This is a genomic window from Blautia sp. Marseille-P2398, from assembly GCF_964240315.1.
GTDB lineage: Bacteria > Bacillota > Clostridia > Lachnospirales > Lachnospiraceae > Blautia_A > Blautia_A wexlerae.
The window spans coordinates 25,861-46,996 of sequence record NZ_CAXSTD010000018.1 but is presented as its reverse complement, the minus strand read 5'-3'; the positions used below and the strand labels follow the sequence as shown (position 1 = coordinate 46,996).

13 protein-coding genes are annotated in these 21,136 nt (G+C 43.0%); 1 reads left to right on the top strand and 12 read right to left on the bottom strand.

The window, feature by feature from the left end; all coding sequences use genetic code 11:
- Nucleotides 1–226: 226 nt before the first annotated feature.
- From uvrB to ACESZG_RS16670, 9 genes are all read right to left on the bottom strand, one after another.
- On the bottom strand, nt 227–2,215 hold the full coding sequence (uvrB, locus tag ACESZG_RS16710; protein WP_022379890.1) for an excinuclease ABC subunit UvrB: 1,989 nt from the start codon (nt 2,213–2,215) through the stop codon (nt 227–229).
- Between the two features lie 137 nt (nt 2,216–2,352).
- Nucleotides 2,353–5,223, bottom strand: coding sequence for an ATP-binding protein (locus tag ACESZG_RS16705; protein ID WP_373218776.1), 2,871 nt, complete (start codon nt 5,221–5,223; stop codon nt 2,353–2,355).
- 103 nt (nt 5,224–5,326) lie between these two features.
- Nucleotides 5,327–8,101: a transporter substrate-binding domain-containing protein gene (locus ACESZG_RS16700; RefSeq protein WP_373218774.1), complete on the bottom strand. Its 2,775-nt coding sequence runs from the start codon at nt 8,099–8,101 to the stop codon at nt 5,327–5,329.
- A gap of 233 nt (nt 8,102–8,334) precedes the next feature.
- On the bottom strand, nt 8,335–8,964 hold the full coding sequence (locus ACESZG_RS16695) for an SLC13 family permease (protein ID WP_373218772.1): 630 nt from the start codon (nt 8,962–8,964) through the stop codon (nt 8,335–8,337).
- A gap of 41 nt (nt 8,965–9,005) precedes the next feature.
- On the bottom strand, nt 9,006–9,707 hold the full coding sequence (locus tag ACESZG_RS16690) for an FUSC family protein (protein WP_055153986.1): 702 nt from the start codon (nt 9,705–9,707) through the stop codon (nt 9,006–9,008).
- Between the two features lie 23 nt (nt 9,708–9,730).
- The gene (pflB, locus tag ACESZG_RS16685; RefSeq protein ID WP_173720396.1) at nt 9,731–12,007 is read right to left on the bottom strand and encodes a formate C-acetyltransferase; all 2,277 of its coding nucleotides are present in this window, start codon (nt 12,005–12,007) and stop codon (nt 9,731–9,733) included.
- Nucleotides 12,008–12,021: 14 nt separating this feature from the next.
- Entirely contained in the window at nt 12,022–12,654 is a 633-nt protein-coding gene (gene ttdB / locus ACESZG_RS16680; RefSeq protein ID WP_373218769.1) for a L(+)-tartrate dehydratase subunit beta, read from the bottom strand.
- Nucleotides 12,655–12,669: 15 nt separating this feature from the next.
- Entirely contained in the window at nt 12,670–13,575 is a 906-nt protein-coding gene (ttdA, locus tag ACESZG_RS16675) for a L(+)-tartrate dehydratase subunit alpha (protein WP_118508277.1), read from the bottom strand.
- 145 nt (nt 13,576–13,720) lie between these two features.
- Nucleotides 13,721–14,986: an SLC13 family permease gene (locus tag ACESZG_RS16670; protein WP_025579211.1), complete on the bottom strand. Its 1,266-nt coding sequence runs from the start codon at nt 14,984–14,986 to the stop codon at nt 13,721–13,723.
- Nucleotides 14,987–15,369: 383 nt separating this feature from the next.
- Here ACESZG_RS16670 and ACESZG_RS16665 point away from each other — a divergent pair, with 383 nt between their 5' ends.
- Complete coding sequence (locus tag ACESZG_RS16665) at nt 15,370–16,272, top strand: LysR family transcriptional regulator (protein ID WP_373218767.1); 903 nt, start codon at nt 15,370–15,372, stop codon at nt 16,270–16,272.
- A gap of 20 nt (nt 16,273–16,292) precedes the next feature.
- Here ACESZG_RS16665 and ACESZG_RS16660 read toward each other — a convergent pair whose 3' ends face one another.
- From ACESZG_RS16660 to ACESZG_RS16650, 3 genes are all read right to left on the bottom strand, one after another.
- Complete coding sequence (locus tag ACESZG_RS16660; RefSeq protein ID WP_373218765.1) at nt 16,293–18,416, bottom strand: SulP family inorganic anion transporter; 2,124 nt, start codon at nt 18,414–18,416, stop codon at nt 16,293–16,295.
- Nucleotides 18,417–18,435: 19 nt separating this feature from the next.
- Nucleotides 18,436–18,909, bottom strand: coding sequence for an NADAR family protein (locus tag ACESZG_RS16655; protein WP_195284841.1), 474 nt, complete (start codon nt 18,907–18,909; stop codon nt 18,436–18,438).
- A 246-nt stretch (nt 18,910–19,155) separates the two neighbouring features.
- Nucleotides 19,156–21,093 (bottom strand): bifunctional UDP-sugar hydrolase/5'-nucleotidase, encoded by a 1,938-nt coding sequence (locus tag ACESZG_RS16650; RefSeq protein ID WP_330607487.1) that lies wholly within the window; start codon nt 21,091–21,093, stop codon nt 19,156–19,158.
- Between the last annotated feature and the right edge of the window lie 43 nt (nt 21,094–21,136).

Sequence of the window (21,136 nt, the reverse complement as noted above, 5' to 3'; positions counted from 1 at the left end):
TCAGGTCATTCTTTTCTTCTCGCAGGCTTGACCGCAATTATTATTTTCCTGTTTCAGATCATTCTTTTTCTCTCACAGATTTGACTGTAATTGTTCTTTTTCTGTTTCAGGTCATTCTTTTCTTCTCGTAGGCTTGACCGCAATTATTATTTTCCTGTTTTAGGTCATTCTTTTCTTCTCGCAGGCTTGACCGCAATTAGTATTTTCTTGTTTCAGGTCATTTGTTCTATTTATCAAGAGCGTCAAGGTTCTTTTTCAGGTCGATCATTTTATCACGTAGTTCGGCGGCCTGTTCAAAGTTGAGGTCTGCGGCTGCGGCGCGCATTTGTTTTTCTACCTGGGCGATGAGTTTGGTGAGTTCTTTACGGGTCATGGACTCTGGGTCTTTCTGGAGTCGGACTTCGGTTTCGGCTACTGCTTTGGATACGGCGATGAGGTCGCGGACTGCTTTTTTGATAGTAGTCGGAGTGATTCCGTGTTCTTTGTTGTAGGCTTCCTGGATGGTTCGGCGGCGGTTGGTTTCGGTGATGGCTTTGTGCATGGAATCGGTCATGTTGTCTGCGTACATGATCACGTGACCTTCGCTGTTTCGGGCAGCTCGTCCGATGGTCTGGATGAGGGAGGTTTCGGAACGGAGGAAACCTTCTTTGTCTGCATCTAGGATTGCTACCAGGGTGATTTCCGGGATGTCCAGGCCTTCTCGAAGGAGGTTGATTCCTACCAGAACATCAAAGACATCCAGACGCATATCCCGGATGATGCGGGCACGCTCTAAGGTATCAATATCGGAATGGAGGTAACGGACTCTGATTCCTACTTCTTTCATATATTCTGTCAGGTCTTCTGCCATTCTTTTGGTGAGGGTGGTAATCAGGATTTTGTGTTTCTTTGACACTTCTTTGTTTACTTCTCCGATCAGATCATCGATCTGGCCTTCAATGGGGCGGACTTCTACTTTCGGATCCAGAAGTCCGGTTGGACGAATGATCTGTTCTGCACGGAGGAGTTCATGATCATACTCATATTGTCCCGGAGTGGCGGATACAAACATGACCTGATCCAGTTTGGATTCGAATTCTTCGAAGCTTAAGGGGCGGTTATCCTTGGCTGAGGGAAGACGGAAACCATAGTCCACCAATGTCTGCTTCCTGCTCTGGTCACCGGCGTACATTCCTCCTACCTGAGGTACTGTGATATGAGATTCATCTATAATAAGTAAGAAGTCATCTCCAAAATAGTCCAGCAGTGTGTATGGCGGCTGTCCGGGCTTTAATCCTGACAGATGTCGGGAATAATTTTCGATTCCTGAACAGAATCCGGTTTCTTTCATCATTTCAATGTCGAAATTGGTGCGTTCTGAGATTCGCTGGGCTTCCAGAAGCTTATCTTCGCTTTTGAAATACTCTACACGTTCTTTTAATTCTTCTTCTATTGCTACAGCTGCTCTCTGGATCTGTTCTGCTGGTACTACATAGTGGGATGCAGGGAAGATGCTGATATGAGAACGCTGGCATTTGATTTCTCCTGTCAGTACATCAATTTCTGAAATACGGTCGATCTCATCTCCGAAAAATTCTACTCTCACGGCTGTATCGGAGCTGTTGGCAGGAAAAATTTCCAGGGTATCTCCACGGACACGGAAGGTGCTTCGGTGGAAGTCCATCTCATTTCTGGTGTACTGAATGTCGATCAGTTCCCGGATTACCTCATCCCGGTCTTTGGTCATTCCCGGACGCAGAGAGATCATCATGTCAAAGAATTCCTGAGGGGAACCCAGTCCGTAGATACAGGAAACGGAGGAAATGACCACTACGTCTTTCCGCTCTGACATTGCGGCTGTGGCAGAGAGACGGAGTTTGTCAATCTCGTCATTAATGGAGGAGTCTTTGGCAATATAGGTGTCTGAGGATGGGACATAAGCCTCCGGCTGATAGTAGTCATAATAGGAGACAAAATATTCCACTGCGTTCTCAGGGAAGAATTCCTTCATCTCTCCGTAGAGCTGCGCCGCGAGAGTTTTGTTGTGGGCGAGGATGAGGGTTGGTTTGTTTAGCTGGGCGATGACATTTGCCATGGTAAATGTCTTGCCGGAACCGGTGACACCCAGTAAAGTTTCGAACTGGTTGCCTTCTTTAAAGCCTCTGACCAGACGTTCAATTGCCTGAGGCTGATCTCCAGTTGGTTTGTACTCGGAATGCAATTCAAAATGATCCATAATATTCTCCTGTTTTAATCAAATTTCACTTATCAAAAATTGAAATATGTTTAATATGGTTATATTTTCAGTATATCATCCCATATAAAAAAAGTACAGAGCAAGCGAATACCTGTTCTGTACTTTAACGTGTCGCGTTACTGTTCACTCTGGCTGCCTAAAACCGAACAAATAGTCTTCTCAACTTTTTCTGCATCAACAGGCTTTGCAATATGTCCGTTCATTCCTTTTGCCAGTGCCTTTTTTCTGTCTTCCTCAAAGGCATTGGCTGTCATGGCTATGATCGGAATAGTGGCTTTGTCTTTATCTGACAGTCCGCGGATCATCTCTGTTGCCCTGTAGCCATCCATATTCGGCATCTGGATATCCATAAGGATCAGGTCATAGGTGCCTGCCGGAGACTGTTCGATTTTGCGGACACACTGAAGGCCATCTTCCACTCTGTCAACTACCAGTCCCGCAGTCATCAAAATTGCTGTTGCAATCTCTGCGTTCAGATCATTATCCTCTGCAAGCAACACATGCTTTCCTCTAAGGATTTCTGCTGAATCATCTGTTTTTTGCTCTGATCTTTTTTCATAACATCCTGCATCTGCAATCCTGTGCTGAAGTATGACAGTAAAACGGCTTCCTTTCCCGGATTCGCTTTCTACTTCGATGGTTCCGCCCATCATATCAACCAGGTTTTTCACAATAGACATTCCCAGTCCGGTTCCGCCTATTTTTCCGGCTGTTGTATTCCGTTCCCGACTGAAGGACTCGAAGATAATGGGGAGATATTCTTTGCTCATGCCAATTCCGGTATCCGTAACCTCTGTTTTTATCCTTACATATCCTTCCTCGCTGCACGGAAGTTCTGTGGTTATCAGAGATACGGTGCCACCGTCCGGTGTATACTTAATTGCATTGCTGAGAAGATTAATCATAATTTCTCTTATCTTGGTGCCATCACAGATAATATACTGATGTATCACATTATCCTCATGTAAAAAAGTAATCCCCTTCTGTTGTGCTTCCTCTTCGAAAACATCATAAAATTCTCTCAGTATGCTGCTTACTTTTATATAATCCTCATCCAGTTCCACCCTGCCGCTCTCAATCCGCGCCATGTCAAGCACATTGTTAATGATCGATAAAAGCATATTTCCTGACTGCTCTATCTTTTTCTGATAATCCAGAAGTTTGGGATCTGTCAGTCTCTTTCCAAGCATCCGGTTGTATCCCAGGATCACATTCATAGGTGTACGGATATCATGAGACATATTATTCAGGAAATTGGTCTTTGCCAGGTTCGCACTCTCTGCCTTTTCCACAGCAATCTGCAGCTTTTTGTTCAGTTGTTGTGTTTCATCTGCAGCCTGTTTTGCAGCAACCTCAGCCTGACGCGCTTTTTTCAGCAAGCCCAGGATTGATATCAGGATCAGCATAATAACCACTGCACTGCACAGTAAAACCACAGTCAGATTATCCTTTACAAATTTTGCCAGAGTGACCTTCCCCGGTGTACTCTCATACATGGCGATGGCACTTGTAAGCATATTGGAAGGCATGGCTTTAATGGTCTTATTCAGTATGGACAGCAGGTAATGATTACCGCTTTTTACTGCGAAAGCCGACTTCTCAGGGTTAGAAAGAGGCAAACTATATAAATTGTATTTTTCACTGTAATCCAATGCAGACGCAACTCCTGTAACAAATCCGTCTGCCTGCTTCTTTATCACAAGATTTGCCGCATCATCCACAGAATCGCACTCTACGACATCCCACTGAGGATAGTAATATTCAATATGCTTTTCCAACGGCAGATCATCCTTTGGAACTGCAATACGGTTTGATTCATTCTCATTGAAAGATGTCTTATTGGTGACAGCCATCAGATTATAGATCCAGGCTGTATTGGTAAAAGCGAAATGGTATTCCTCTGCTGTGTCCGGATTCTGACTGAAATGAAAGATCATATCAATTTCATCCGATTTCAGGGCTTCAGTCTCCTCCTCATAGCTGTTATATTCTGTCAGTTTAAAATCCAGCTTCTGGTTTCCCAGACAGCCTGCTGCATATTGAATATAGTCAGTCATTGCACCGCTGAATCTGCCGTCAGGCATCTCTATGGTGCTGATGCCTGTATCATCTTTCAGGAATCCGATGCGGATGGCCCCATGCTCTTTCAGCCATTTTTTCTCCTCACCGGAAAGAATCGGTGTATAATCCATGGAAAAATACTGCTTATACAAATCTGCCAGGTAAAATGGATTATCATCCTCCAGTCTGCGCATGGCATTATCCAGTTCTTCTTTGATCTCCGGATGATCCTTGTTGATTGCATAATAAATGCCAGATTTTCCCACATTTACAACTGTAGAAATCCCCTGGGCAGCCCATAAAGACTCCTCCAGGGAAACAAAGGCATCGATTTCATGATCTGCCAGCTTTCTTTTCACATCATCATTATTGGCTATATTCACATGTGTTGTTTCCAGGTTATATTTCTGCTCCCATTCTGTGAGCATGACTTCCGGCTGGGTTCCTTTCAGCACACCGATCCGTTTTCCATTCAGTGTCTGGAAATTATAAGCTGAAATATCCGTATCTGAAAGATCTGCATACAGATAATATTTCTCCTCACCCATAGGTTCATCGGAAAACAGCATCTGCTTTGCGCGTTCCTCTGTATAGGAAATATCACCCATAATGTCAAATTCACCGTTTATAAGCTTTTCAAAACAGTTGGACCAGTCACAGGTGACATACTCAAACTTCCATCCTGTATAGCCGGACAGAGTTTCCAGAAGCTCATATCCATATCCCTTCCTTGCACCTTTCTCATTGACATAATTAAAGGTGTCCTCAAAGGAACCTACGCGGACAACTCTTTCCGTGGTTTCTTCCTCCGCAGCTTTTGCTGTGGCGGGTGTCGCACACAGGATGCAGGTCAGAATCAGACTTAGGACCATGCATATGCATACAATCCTTTTTCCTGTTCTGCTCATTGATTCTTTTTCTTTCATTTAATTTCTGTATTCCCTTCCCAGTCTGTCGATTGCCTGAAATGTGTTTGAAAATACCTTCCACAAGAAATGATTTTTCAAACACGCTCTGAGGTAATCCATATTATCGCTTAAAAGTATTCTGCAGAATTTCTCTCATCTTCTCAATATCCACAGGTTTCGCAATATGTCCGTTCATTCCTTTTGCCAGTGCTTTCTTTCTGTCTTCCTCAAAGGCATTGGCTGTCATGGCAATGATTGGAATATTTGCTTTGCTCTTATCTGCCAGGTCTCGGATTACCTCTGTCGCTTTGTAGCCATCCATATTCGGCATCTGGATATCCATAAGGATCAGGTCATAGGTGCCTGCCGGTTTCTGTTCTATCCTTGACACACATTGAACTCCATCCTCAACACGATCAACCATAAGTCCCATATCCTCCAGGATAAACTGTGCGATTTCCGCATTCAGATCATTATCCTCGGCAAGCAAAATATATTTTCCGCTGATTCTGTCTGTTTCATCCATATCTGAAGATTTTTCCGTATCCTGTTCATAGTAGCTCTTATCAGCAATCCTGTATTCCAGGGTAACTGTAAATTTACTTCCTTCTCCCTGCTTACTTTCTACTTCAATAGTTCCGTACATCATATCAATATACTTCTTTATGATCGGCATTCCCAGACCTGTTCCCGCAATCTTTCCGTCTGTTGTATTTCGTTCCCTGGCAAAAGCCTCAAAGAGAGATGGAAGGAATTCTTCGCTCATTCCGATACCTGTATCAATTACCTGAGTCCGTATCCGCACATAGTCTTTCCTGTCACAGTCAAGCTCTGTGATCCTTATGGTAACTCTTCCCCCTGAAGCTGTATATTTTACCGCATTACTGATCAGATTGAGGAAAATTTCCTTGTTCTTCGTCTCATCGCAGATTACGTGCTCATGCTTGACATCATATTCCATCTTAAGGTGAATACATTTTTTCTCCGCTTCCGCCTGGAAAATTTTGTAAATTCCCTGATAAATATCTCTGATCTTCACATAATCTTCATCCAGTTCCACCTTACCGCTTTCGATCCGGGCCATGTCCAGCACATTATTGATAATAGACAGAAGCAGATTTCCGGACTGTTCCATCTTCTCCTGATAATCCAGAAGTTTCGGATCAGTCAGTTCCCTTTTTATCAGCTCACTGTATCCCAGCAGGGCATTCATGGGTGTCCGGATATCGTGAGACATATTGAAAAGGAACTCTGATTTGGCGGCATTAGCCTTTTCTGCCTGAATCTTGGCTTTTCTCGCTTGTATCAGCAGATAAACTATAATCCATACAATAATCAAGACCACACTTACAAACCAAATGGAAACTACCCGCAGATTATCCTTTATGTATTCTGCCAGAGTAACCTTGCCCGGTGCGTTTTCATATACGTAAAACTGACTGGAAAGTCTGGAAGCAGGCAGAGTCTGAATGGTTTTGTTCAGGATATTCATTAATGTTGTGTTTTCCCTGGTGACCGCAAAGCAGGAAGCGCCGGATTTCGTAAGAAAAATACTGCGCATTTTGCTGTCCTCCAGTGTCTTTAATGACTGTCCTGCCTTCACAACAAAGCAGTCTGCCTCGCCACTTTGAACTGCTTTATCGGCCTCAGCAGATGAGTCGTATTCCTTTATTTTCCAGAATGGATAATTAAAAGAAATATACCACTTCCCCAGCAGGTTATTCCTGCTCACTGCTACTGTATTCTCTTTATTTTCATCAAACTTCTTAACACCGGTGAGTACTGCAACATTAATTTCAAAAACAGTATTTGACAATACAATATCATTCTGCTCAGCTTCATATGGATTCTGGTTCATATGAAAAATCATATCAATCCTGTTATCCTTTAATGCCTGCAGCTCTTTCTCCTGGGATTCAAAACCTGTCAGTTGAAATTCTATGGCTTGTTCACCCAGATAACCGGATACCAGACTAATATAATCGTTAATAATTCCTACCGGTTTCTCTGACTCCGTATCCACAAGGCTGATACCCACATCATTTTTCAGATATCCAATCCGGACCGCCCCATGCTGTTCCAGCCAGTTCTGTTCCTCATCCGTAAGAGTTTCAAGGGAATTTGCAGAGAGATACCTTTTATAAAGATCGTCTGTATAAAAAGGATTCTCCCTCTCTATCTTCTGCATTACCTGATCCAGCTCTTCTTTCAAATCCGGGCGTTTTTTGCTGACTGCAAAATAATTATAGGAGCTACCAATCAGAATAGCTGGTGAAATATCGTCTCTTTCCCACTGTGGAGATTCATTTAAAACAAATCCGTCAATTTCATGATTTTTCAATTTCTGACGAACATCATCTGCACCGGTAATATCAACCTGCTGCGTGTTCACTCCATGACTTTTCTCCCACTCATGGAACATTTCGGCAGGAAGTGCATTCGGCAGCATACCGATTCTTTTTCCATTTAATGTAGTCAGATCTGAAATGGAGATATCTGTATTAGAAGTATCCACATACAGGTAATATTTATCCTCTCCCATAGGCAATTCTGAAAAAAGCATGGAAGTGGAACGTTCCTCTGTATAGGAAATGCCTCCCAGCAGATCGATCTGTCCATTTTTCAGCATGCTCATCAGTTCTGCCCAGCTTCCCTCCACATATTCATATTTCCATCCGGTATGCGCAGCTACTGCCTGCTGGTATTCGTAGCTGTAGCCTCTCCTCTGACCGTCTGCTTCTGTGGTATTATAAGTTCCCTCATACCAGCCTATCCTGACAACCTTAGATCTGTCCTCCTGTGCTGATACAGGAATGGGAAGTAATATCATAATACATAAAATAAGACATAATAAAATGCAGCCATACCCTTGTACATTTATCTTAAACTTTTTCATATGTTTCTCCGAACAGTATTTTATTTTCAGCCAGTGTACCTGGCGATATTTTTCATTATACATTTATTACAGGTAAATGTCTATTTTTCTCTTTCTGATTATATAATAAAAAACAAAAACACCTCCCGGAATATTACCGTTAGGCGTACCACAAAAAAAGCAGAGGGAAAGATACGACAAAAAGCAATTTCTTTCGAAATTGCTTTTTGCACGCGAAGTATTAAGGTTACTATTTATTGCATGGGGAACATGAGAGGCATTAGGAAGATGGTCATTATGGCAAGTATAATTGCTAAAGGTGTTCCACACTTTAAATAGTCTTTCAGTTTATATCCGCCTGGTTCGATGATCATGATCTGGCAGGGAGCTGCCATTGGAGTCATGATGGAAATACAGCTTGCTGTAAGAACGCCTACTACTGCTGCTCTTGGATCTACGCCTATTTTTATACAGGCAGAAGTTACCAGAGGGATAAAGATTGTCAGAGTCGCAAGGTTTGACATTACCTGCGTAAGGATAAACGGGATCATGAAGAAAACCGCCATGATCACGTATGTATTTGTATTATTTCCAATGATTTTGATCATAAGGTCTGCAACCACTTCACCTGCACCGGTTACTTTAATCGCATCAGATAATGCAAGCACACCGGCAAACAGAAAAATGGTTGGCATGTGGATGGATTCCAGTGCTTCTTTTTCAGAAAGAACACCGGTAAGAACCAGAAGTACTGCACCAATACATGCGATCAGATACATATCAACCCCTATCACATTTTCCAACAGCATCAGACCAATACTTCCCAGAATGATGACCATGGCTATTTTTTCTTTTAAATACCAAAAAAGCGATTCACAGACCATATATGGGAGAAAAATCTGTGAGTCGCCTTTTCTTTTTCATCTTAGAGATGTTTATCTTTTTTTATTTTTGAAACAATAAAGGAGAAATTTTTATCATCGTCCGTACCAAAGTTTTCATGTTCTTTTTTCCTCATGGTACGGTTTTTAATTTTGTAAGACTGAAATGCATTATTTGTTTCAGCCCAGAATGTTTTTAAGGAGACTCCCTTTGCCTTATCATATTTAGATGGATATAAAACATATAGCAGAAGGGTCAGAAGTACGCCAAAGCCTGTGTCCAGGATACGCGCGATTGTGTATAGTAAAACCCTTTCCTTTCCGACAGTAAACATAACAACAAAGTAAATCACAATTCCGGGCTGAATTGCAGAGTCTGCGCCCAGTGCGAAGTTGCACCAGAGTACAAGACAAACCCCTGCAACAAGCCATACCCAGCCAGGTATTCCAAAGGGCTGACTGATATACAGCTTATAAAAAGGGATCGCCAGAAGACCACCAACCAAAGTCCCTATCACACGGTTGATCCCATTATGAAAACCTTCTTCAAACTGGCTTCCCACCCCATATACTGCACCAATCAATGCAAAACAGGGATTTCGTCCTTCCAAAGGATATTCATAAATAATAGAAGTAATTAATACTACCAGAGCAGTACGCCACATACGTTCTGTAAGACGGGGTGATTTAAAGTTTTTCAGAGGCGTCAGCTTCCACTTATTTTTCACTTCTGCTCTGTCCAGCATTTCCTGTGGTCCCATAATGTTAATTACAAAGTCTTATGGCAGGTACGTGCAATTACATCAAGCTGCTGTTTCTTTGTTAAGGAGATAAATTTCACAGCATAACCGGAAACACGGATAGTAAAGTTCTGATATTCCTCTTTTTCCGGGTGCTCCATTGCATCGATCAGCTTTTCTGTACCAAATACATTTACATTCAGATGATGGGCATCCTGTGTAAAATATCCGTCAAGAATCTGAACCAGGTTATTCTTGCGTTCCTCGGTTTCATGTCCAAGTGCATCCGGATTAATGGTCTGGGTATTGGAAATTCCATCCAGTGCCCAATGATACGGAATCTTTGCAACAGAGTTCAGGGAAGCCAGGAGTCCGTTCTGCTCTGCACCATAAGATGGTGACGCACCTGGGGCAAATGAGGTGTATGCTTTACGGCCATCCGGTGTGGCACCTGTAGCTTCACCATAAACTACGTTAGAAGTAATTGTCAGGATAGAAGTACTTGGCTTGGAATCACGGTAAGTGTGACGGCGACGAATCTTGTCAAAGAAAGTACGCAGCAGCCAGGTTGCGATCTCGTCTGCACGAGGATCGTCGTTACCATAGCGCGGGAAGTCACCCTCGATTTCAAAATCTTTTGTAATACCTTCTTCATCACGGATGATCTTCACTTTCGCATACTTAATTGCACTAAGTGAATCAACAACATGTGAAAATCCGGCAATTCCAGTTGCAAAGGAGCGCTCACAATCATTATTGATCAGAGCCATCTCTGCAGCCTCGTAGTAATATTTGTCATGCATGTAATGAATCAGGTTCAGCACATTTACATAGATGTCTGCCAGCCAGTCCATCCACCAGTCAAACTTCTCGATTACCTCGTCATAATCTGCATATTCAGAAGTAATGCGCTGCATGGCAGGTCCGCACTGGATCCTGTGTTTCTCATCAAAACCACCGTTAAATGCATAGAGCAGAGTCTTGGCAAGGTTTGCACGTGCACCGAACAGCTGGATTTCTTTTCCTGTTTTTGTTGCGGAAACACAGCAGCAGATAGAGTAATCATCTCCCCACTCCGGCTTCATAACTTCATCATTCTCATACTGGATAGAGCTGGTGTCGATGGAAATCTTGGCTGCATATTTCTTGAATGCAGTCGGAAGATTTGGACTGTAAAGTACAGTCAGATTCGGCTCCGGGCTTGGTCCCATGTTTTCCAGGGTATGAAGGAAACGATAGTCAGTCTTTGTAACCATGTGTCTGCCATCCAGACTTGTACCGCCTACTTCCAGAGTAACCCAGGTAGGGTCTCCAGAGAATAACTGATTGTATTCCGGAATACGGGCAAATTTTACCAGACGGAATTTCATGGTCATATGATCGATCAGCTCCTGCGCCTCAGACTCGGTAAGAGTACCATTCTGCAGGTCACGTTGAATATAAATGTCAAGAAATGTAGAAATACGTCCAACACTCATTGCTGCACCATTCTGAGTCTTAACAGCAGCCAAATATCCAAAATACAGCCACTGAACTGCCTCTTTTGCATTTCTTGCCGGCTTGGAGATATCATATCCATAAGCCTTTGCCATTTCTTTCATTCCGTTAAGAGCTTTCAGCTGCTGGCTGATTTCCTCACGCATGCGGATTACATCATCATACATGTTTCCGCAGCCAGCCCGGTAATGAGCCACTTTTTTCGCCTCAATAAGGCGGTCGATTCCATAAAGGGCAACACGACGGTAGTCACCAACAATACGTCCACGGCCATAAGTATCCGGCAGACCTGTAACAACATGTGTTTTTCTGGCAAGACGCATCTCAGGAGTATAGGCACCAAAAACAGCATCATTGTGAGTAGTTACATAGGTTGTAAAGATCTTCTTCAGTTCCGGATTGATCTCATATCCGTAAGTCTCTGCTGCCTGAACTGCCATACGGATACCGCCATAAGGCATAAATGCACGTTTCAATGGTTTATCTGTCTGCAGACCTACGATCTGCTCCAGTTCCTTCATGTCCTCACTGATGTAACCGGCACCATATGCGGTAAGACCAGAAACGACTTCTGTCTCACATTCCAGAACGCCACCTTTTTCACGTTCTTCCTTCTGAAGCTTCTGAACATGGTTCCATAACTTCTGTGTTCGGTCTGTAGGATCAGTCAGGAATGCTTCGTCTCCATCATATGGAGTGTAGTTTTTCTGGATAAAATCGCGGACATTGATCTCTTCCTGCCAGATTTCACCGCGAAATCCATCCCATGCTCCGTTGCTGTCAAATTTTCCAGGAGTTGTCATAGGCATTGTTTGGATCCTCCTTATTTAATGAACTTAACTTCCGGATAAATAGCCTGCTTAGCGGCTTCTTTTCTCTCATTGAAGATAACCTTGTTTTCTTCAAACAGGTTGCGGCCCTGTGCATCGATAGATACGATCAGTGGACCAAATTCTTTTACCTTGTTGCACCATAAGGTCTCAGGCATTCCAAGCTCATCCCAGTGATGTTCTACGATCTTCTCAACCTCTGTTGCAGCTACTACTGCACAGCCAGCCGGGAATACACAGTGGATCGCACCAAATTCTTTGCATGCACGCTCTGTATTCGGTCCCATTCCGCCTTTTCCAACGATTACTCTTACACCTGTAAGCTTAGTAAATTCATACTCAAATTTCTCCATACGCATGGAGGTTGTCGGTCCAACGGAAACCATTTCATAGTCATCTTCTGTTCCCTCAATTTTACGAACGATTGGGCCAGCGTGGAAAATTGCTTTGTCCTTGATATCATATGGAAGTTCTCTTCCATACTCAACCAGACGGCGATGTGCCACATCACGGCAGGTCATCAGCTCTCCGTCCAGCCATACAATATCACCGATTTTGATGGCAGCCAGGTCTTCTTCACTGATTGGTGTAATAAGAACTTTTTTATCTCCTCTGATTTCGATCATGTTTTTTCCCTCCGATTATGCGTTGAATTTCCATGTGGAATGTGTATCACAGGTTACTGTAAGGTCAGAATTTACGGTCAGGTGACCACGGCGGTGTGACCAGCAGCCTACATTTACTGCTACACCGATTGTAGACGGATGACGGGCTGTATTCTCGATATTAACACCCATTACAGAATATTTTCCGCCCATTCCCTGCGGTCCAAGGCCGATTGCATTGATTCCGTCTTCCAGAAGCTTCTCCATTTTTGCTGCATTTGCATTGTCATTGTGAGAACCGATCGGACGCATAAGTGCTTTCTTGGAGTTGAGGGCTGCTGTCTCTACAGATGTTCCTACACCTACACCCACAAGAAGCGGAGGACAAGCATTCAGTCCGTAAGTTGTCATCTGATCAAGAACAAAATCGGTAACGCCTTCATATCCTGCACCTGGCATAAGTACCATTGCTTTTCCCGGAAGAGTACATCCGCCTCCTGCCATGTATGCGTAAATCTCACATTTATCACTGTTTGGAACGATGTCCCACCATACAGTCGGAGTTCCTTTTCCAACGTTTTTCTTGGTGTTGTACTCGTCGAAAGTTTCTACAGAGTTATGTCTTAATGGTGCTGCAAAAGTAGCCTGTACAACAGCTTCTTTCAAAAGGGCTTCCAGCTCGTTGATGTACGGGAAATTAGTTCCGCATTTCAGCCAGAACTGAAGAACTCCTGTGTCCTGACAGCTTGGACGATTCAGTTCTACAGCCAGTCCCTGATTCTTAGTCATTGTCTCATAAAGTACTTTTGGAAGTGCTTCGCTTTCCTGAGAACCAAGCTCTTCCAGTTTTGTTACTACGTCGTCCGGTAATTTTTTTCCAATGTGGGCAACAAAATCTGCTACCATGTCTGTTAATACTTTAACTCCATTTTCCTTAGTCATGATTTACCTCCTGATCATTCAATGGTTTAGGGTTGTTTGGCTTTTAATTTTGGGTTATTTATCTAAAGCAGCATGTTTTCTGCTTTATTTCTATTGATACATTTACATTAAGCGGAAAATCTTCCGTCTCATATGGTTTATCCTCTCACGGATAGAACGGGAACAGAACAGGCAAAAGGATCATACAGATCACGAAGGATACCAGAATCAACGGTAAACCTGATTTCACGTAATCCTTGAATTTATATCCTCCAAGTCCTACTACCATAGTATTTGCAGGCATTCCAATCGGTGTTGCATATGCACAGGAGCCTGCGATAACAGTTGCGATAACAACAGCTCTCGGATCCGCACCAAGGTTGTTTGCCAGAGAAACTGCAATTGGGATCATCAGTGCGGTTGTGGCTGTGTTTGACATGAAGTTTGTCAGTGCACAGGTTACAATGAATATTACCAGAAGAAGCACGATCGGGTTCGGGTCTGCACCCAGAAGTCCTACGATCTTATCTGCTATCAGTTCACCGGCACCTGTTGTGTCCAGGGCTTTGGCAAGTGTAAGAGATCCTCCAAAAAGGAATACTACTTTCAGATCAATGGAAGCCAGTGCTTCTTTTTCTGAAAGAACTCCAACCAGCACCAGAATGATTGCTCCGATGCATGCAGAAATCTCAATGCTGACTCCGATCTGTTTCTCAAAAATCATTGCAAGAATCACAAGTATCAGAACTACCAGTGAAACAGTCTGTTTCCATTTCGGTACATCACTGAAATCTTTCTGTTTTTCAACAGTTGCCCCTACAGCCCCTTTTCCATCCGGAAGAAATCTGTATCCAATGAAAACGAAGTAGATAATTCCTACCAGAAGCATCGGGACTCCCACCGGTGCATACATAAAAAAGCTTGTGGAAAGCCCCATTTCCTGAAGTGCGTTTACACCCATCAGGTTTCCGGGTGCACCGATGATGGAAAGATTCCCGCCAAGCGCTGCTGCAAATACCAGCGGCATCAAAAGGCGGCTTCTTGAATAGCCGGATTCATCAGCGATTCCACAAACTACAGGGATCAGCACTGCTGCTGTACCTGTGTTTGATAAGAATCCGGACATCACACCTACGATTACCATGATTGCAATAATCAATGTTCTTTCTGTTCTGGCAAATCTGGTGACCAGACCTCCGATTTTATTTGCCATTCCTGTTTCAAATAGTGCCTGGCCTACTACAAACATGCCGACACAAAGGATTACGTTACTGTTTACATACTGTGAAAACGTTGTAGATACATCCACTACTCCGGTGAGTGTCAATCCGATTGCACAGATCGAAGCTGTAAGCCCAAGTGGTATCTTTTCGAGGATGAAACTAATGATCGTAAACACAAGAAATAACAGTGTGATTGTTTGTTGAGACATTTTATTGATCTCCTTTCACTTTTTCTCTGTGATTTCGTTTTTTATTTTGCTCTTCGCTTTTGTCTTACTTATCCGTCTTTTTTATTAATCTCTCTTGAAAGGTACCGGCCGTGCACGTTTCCTTTGATGAGTTTATTATAAATCATGCACGTATAAAAAAACAAATTAATGGGTTGCATATCCCCATAAAAAATTTTTATAATCTCAATTTTAGCAGGTTTTTTTTATGCAATATTACTACATTAAAAAAAACTTTAGAAATAAATATGGAAATTATGATAGGTATATGGTATTTTTTATTTGAAGATAACTTAAAGCAGTTTCAGAAAATACTGCAATTGCTATAGAAATGACATATAGAACGAACTTAGAGGTATTTACTTATGACACTTAACCAACTCCGTTACTTTTGCACAGCAAGCCGCTGCCACAGTATCACCAAGGCAGCCGAGGAATTATACGTTACTCAGCCCACTGTGTCCGTTGCTATCCGCGACCTGGAAATTGAATTCGGCATCAGCCTTTTCTATAGGAAGGGAAACCGACTGATTCTTACCGAAGAAGGCGAAGAGCTTTATAACAAAGCTACCTACATTCTTCAGTACTGCACCGAGCTTCAGGCAGATTACTCCAGTATGGCGAGAGTAAAGCCCCCTCTTCGTATCGGAATTCCGCCTATGCTGAGCACCGTCTTTTTTCCTGAGCTTCTCATCGCATTTCATGACCAATATCCGGAAATCGCTGTTGTTCTGGAGGAATATGGCTCTGTCCGTGCCTGCAATCTGGTACAGGACGACACTCTGGATCTGGCTCTGGTAAATATGGAACAGTATAATATTGATAAGTTTAACAAGGCTCTCCTTGCCAACGACCAGGTTGTTTTTTGTGTAAGTGATGACCACCGACTGGCAGACAAAGAAGTGGTTACCACAAAAGAAATGTCTAAAGAATCTTTAATCTTTTTCAATGCTGATTCCGTACAGAACCAGTTGTTGAAAACACGTTTCGAAATGGACGGTTACATTCCGGATATCGTCATGCGCAGCAGCCAGATTTATACGATTTTGCAGCTAGTAAAGACCTGTAAATATGGAAGTTTTCTCTATTCCAGCATGACCGACAGATTTGCCTCTTCCGGCATAAAAGGAATTCCCCTCAGTCCACCCATCCGCATAAAGATCGGAATGATATGGAAAAAGGGGAAATATATCAGCGACAATATGCAGAAATTCCTGAACTTCACCAAGATGTACTACCGGGAACATCCGCTGATTCAGAAGCTCTGATTTGTATGCCAGACTGCTTGTTATTTTAACCTGCTATCTTTCTCACGCTGTTTTAAGACCAGAGCATACACATCCGGCCATTTTCTCTCAAGCTGCTCATCCAAAAGCCGTCTGCGCTCCTCGAACATTGCCACCAGCTCCGGATGCTCTTTCAGCATCTGTTCCCGGAGTTTCTTTCGATGCTTCTCAAAACGTACAGTCAGTTCCTGTTCATCCTGTCCGGAAATCTTTACAATTTCTTTCATATGCTCTTCCAGATGCTCAATCCATGCATCTGCATCAAGTTCATCCATATGATTCCACTGACCATGGAGCAGCTCCTGCATATCTCCGTTCTCTTTCAGCTGTTCAATCTGCAGACGGATCTGTTTCTCTATCTCTGCCTCAGAATCAGAACCAAAAGCCCAGACAAATTCCTGTACACTGTTGTCCACACGCTTTCTGAACGGAGAACGTTCTGTATTATCTACATTGCCCTTCAAAGGATAAGGATAATGGATTCCCATATCCTTCAATGCCACATGTATAGTCCGACGCACACGTCCCTCTTCGATCATAAATCCAAGTCCCAGTGCGCGCATCTGTTCATTCAGCTCAGCGATATGCTCTGTTATGTAGAAACGAATTCCTCTTGACTTCAGAGAACGATACAGAATTGCAAGCCTGTCTGCAGCCGTAACATCAATGCTGCCAATCCCGCTGGCATCCAGAATGACTGCTTTGGTATCCGATCCAATGGCATTCTCAATATCCTGCTGTAGAATATCTATGTTTGCAAAAAACAGGCTGCTGCTGAATCGGTAGATCACTACTCCCTCAATCTCACAGTTATGCAGACTTTCCGTAAGATCTTCGAAATGTCTGTGTCCCGGCTGCACTCCCAGAAAACAGCGTGCCGGTTTCGCAGTACGGATGATCATCTCGGCAAAGGAGAGAATAATACCGATCAATACTCCATTGATGGTACCAAGCGTCAGCACTCCCCAGAATGCGCCCCAGTAAATCAGGCATTCCTTTTTGCTGATTTTCCTCAGACGTACAGCCAGATCAAATTCCGTTGCCCCCAGAAGTGAGGAGATTACAATTGCAGTCAGCATAGGAACCGGCAGATAAGCAATCAGCCCGGTTGCTCCCAGAAGCACAAGAATCATGGAAATTCCTGCAACAATTCCGGTCAACTGTGTTTTTCCCTGGTACTGTTCACTGATGGCGGTACGTGACACCGAACCGTTGATCGGACAACAGCCTGTCAGAGCTGCTGCCAGATTTCCCATGGAAAAGGCTACCAGCTCCTGGTTAGCATTTACCCTGTAACCATTTTTCTGTGCGAAGCTATTCTCACCAAGTAAAGTTTCCGCCATGATCACTACTGCAATTGACAGACTGTAGATGACCGCTTCTTTTAGACCAATGGCAGAGAAATCAGGAATACTCCATACAGGCAGCCCCGGTTCTACTGCATCCAGTGTACGGATTCCCCAGTTGGAAATCGGGACGAAATAGGATAATAATACACCTGCTGCCATCAGAACTACTACCATAGGAAACTTGGGCAGGATTTTTTTCATCACCAGAAGGATGACCAGAGAAACCAGACCTAAAATCAGGGAAGGCAGATTGATCTGCCCTAATGTAGCCCAGATATGCTCTGCCAGCTCCGACAATTCTCCGGTTCCTGCAGTTCCGCCCATTAATTTGGGCACCTGCATGAGAATGATCGTGGTGCAGATACCTGTGATAAAGCCTCCCATTACAGGTGCGGAAATATAGTTTACCAGTTTTCCTGCTTTTAAAAATGCAAATACAAACAGCCAGACTGCCACAAAAAATGTGAGCACCGGCACAACCGCCATTGCCTGTTTCGAACCACTCTGGATTCCCATTTCCACCAGTGCCGCCCCGACTAACGCTGCAGGTGCTGCATCCACTCCGAAGATGAACTGAGGCGATGTGGAAAACAGCCCAAACAAAATGATCGGGAATACAGAGCCATACAGTCCATAAACCGCCGGAAGCCCCGCAATCTGGGCATAGCCCATGGAAATCGGGATCGAGACAGCCATAATGATCAGCCCGGTGAGGATGTCCTTTGATAAATTTTTTCTGTCGTAATTTCGCAATGTTTTGGCTAACTCAAGGTGCATTTGTTTTGTGTTCCTCCGTTTATAACTGTTCTCTCACTAACATTAAAGCATATCCCAGAAGATTGGTGCCTTTCCATTTGCTTCGCTCAAACCTGTTTGGATCTCCCATGGATAAACCTATTCCCCAGATCTGATCTCTTACTGCGCATTCAGCTAACACAGCATCACCTGTATCAACAAGTTGTCGTTTTAAGTCTGTGTTTTGACTGAATTTCGCTTTTAATCCCTCATAAACAATAATATGCCTTATACCATTCCAGACATTTTCATCATATCCATGTACTTTACGACCTAATTTCTTAATCTCAGCAACATTATCTGTATGAAGTATGTCATTAGCTATTTCTTCATCATGAAAGCGGCATGCTTTCTGATACATCATAAACTGCTCCATTGACGAAAAATCTATTCCCTTGACTGTGAAATGACTAAGATACCAGTTACTTAAATAGCCATTTTCTTCATCCGGGTTATGGAAACATATAACGTTCATTGCGTTTCACCTTTCTTTTCACAAAATGTTTGAAATAAATAATCTGCGAATCATCTTTACAATTCTTAAGTTGTATTTACTACTCTATCCTAACACAAAATGCAGAAATCTGCATCCACAATATGTCTACATTTTCATTCACTAATTGAATATTCGCTACTTTCCAGTATAACTATATACAGCAATATCATATGCATCCCGGAAGCCTTTTGCAATCACATGTGTGGCTATGTTTATAGTAAAATACTATCTCCTTCTTCTGATAATCTTTACAACCCCAAAGATCAACAGCAGAATCACCCCAACAGTCACAATACAGATCCCGACAATCGCTACGGCAAATTTATTCGGATGTTTTATCAGATTTATGATGTTTTTGCTGTTGTCTGCAACTTTTCTTTCGTGTGTTGTATCATAATATTCCGGCACATTTGCAATTCCGTCTTTGTCTGTGTCTTCAAAGGATTGCATATACTCTGCAATTGCAGCCCAGGCTTTCAGTTCTTTTTTTCCATCCATGACTGCATAATCTTCCAGATTCTCTATGGGATTGTCGTTTTTATCTTTGGGGACGATGGATATCAGACCATAGGATTTGTCCAGAACAGAGCCAAGCATACGGCCAGTGTACAGGTCGGTGACAACATGATACAATTTATCGTCCTGTATTTCTTCCCTTTCCCCGTCCTTGCCTGTCAGATAACAGTCTGTTACTTTATTTAAGATCATGCGGTGGGGATTATAGGTGAAATTCATTCCACTGCAATATAATCTGGCTATTGTCATAAAATCTGAAATTGAGGCATCTACCTCTGCCACTGTTTTCAGTTCTTTTCCCGTTAAATATGTACTGATCAGAGGATAACCTGCAAGTCCGTCCTTTCCTGTTCCCAGTGAGAAGGAATTATATACCTGCTCCACTGTTATATCGCCTTTTGTATAAGTATCTCTTACAGTTCCGGCAGGTACGATTGCAACATCTACTTTTTCTCCGTCAGAGTCTCCTGTATTCTCTACTGCATATACATAAGCATCTGATATGATATCTCCCAGATTTAACTCCTCATGCTTTGTTTCCATCTCACTGAGGCTGTTAAATTCAATGTCATTCTCTGCCAGAATTTCCTCTCTGGTGTAACCAAAATTGGAAAGATAATTGGTGTCAACAGTATCTGACAATTCATCTATTTTCTTCTGTGTGGCTTCATCTGCTTTGATTTCATCCGTAACCGGAACAAGCTCATAGGTATCCGTTTCCCACCGTCCATTCTCTTTCTGAGTCATGGAAAGTGTTCCCAGGTTTTTCCCATATTCTCCACAGGATACGATGCAGGTATCTCCCTGCAGGATTGGTTCTGCCAACTGTGTGTGGGTATGTCCGCTGACGATCAGATCAATGTCCGGAACATTCTTTGCAAGGATTTCGTCCTCTGATACTTTTTCGTCCTCCCATGTTCCGCTGTGTGATACACAGGCGATCATGTCTACATCTTCGTTCTTTTTTATTTCCTCTACTGTTTCTCTGGCTGCTTCTGACGGGTCTTTGAAAAGAAGCTCGCAGGTAGGAGCGCAATCCAGAGAATCCTTGCCGAAAACACCCAGTACTGCAATCTTTACATCACCTTTTTGAATTACCGTATAGTCTTTTACTCCATATGTCTGAAATGCTTCATAAATCTGTTTCTGTCCTTCACTGAGGCCGGCTTTTTTCATTGCATCCCAGTCCACATTACACACAACCATCCTGGGAAGGTTTTCGCCTGAACTGACTGCGGCGTTCAGCATATCTGCCAGACCATCGGAGCCGTAATCAAATTCATGATTTCCCAGAGTTGTCACATCACAGCCCAGATATCCAAGCATCCGCAGTTCGGCGGCCTCAGTGTCATATACAGTCTGTATCAGAGTTCCCATGGAGAAGTCTCCGCCATCCAATATGAGTGTATCTGTATTCTCTTTCTCGTGCTCATTGATCAATGTTTTCAGCCGGGCAAACCCGCCGGTCTCCTGCTGTGTCCCGTCTACAATCGTTTGAAAGCTGTTCAAATGGGAATGCAGATCATGGGTGAACAGGATATCCAGATGTTTTGGCTCCTCTGAGGCGTTTACCTGATATCCTGTCAGTCCTGAAACGCTCAGCATAAATATAAATGTGAATGCGAATGCTTTTTTTAATAATTTCATAAAATTCTCCTGTAATATCAAAAATGGTTCCACAGTATCATTT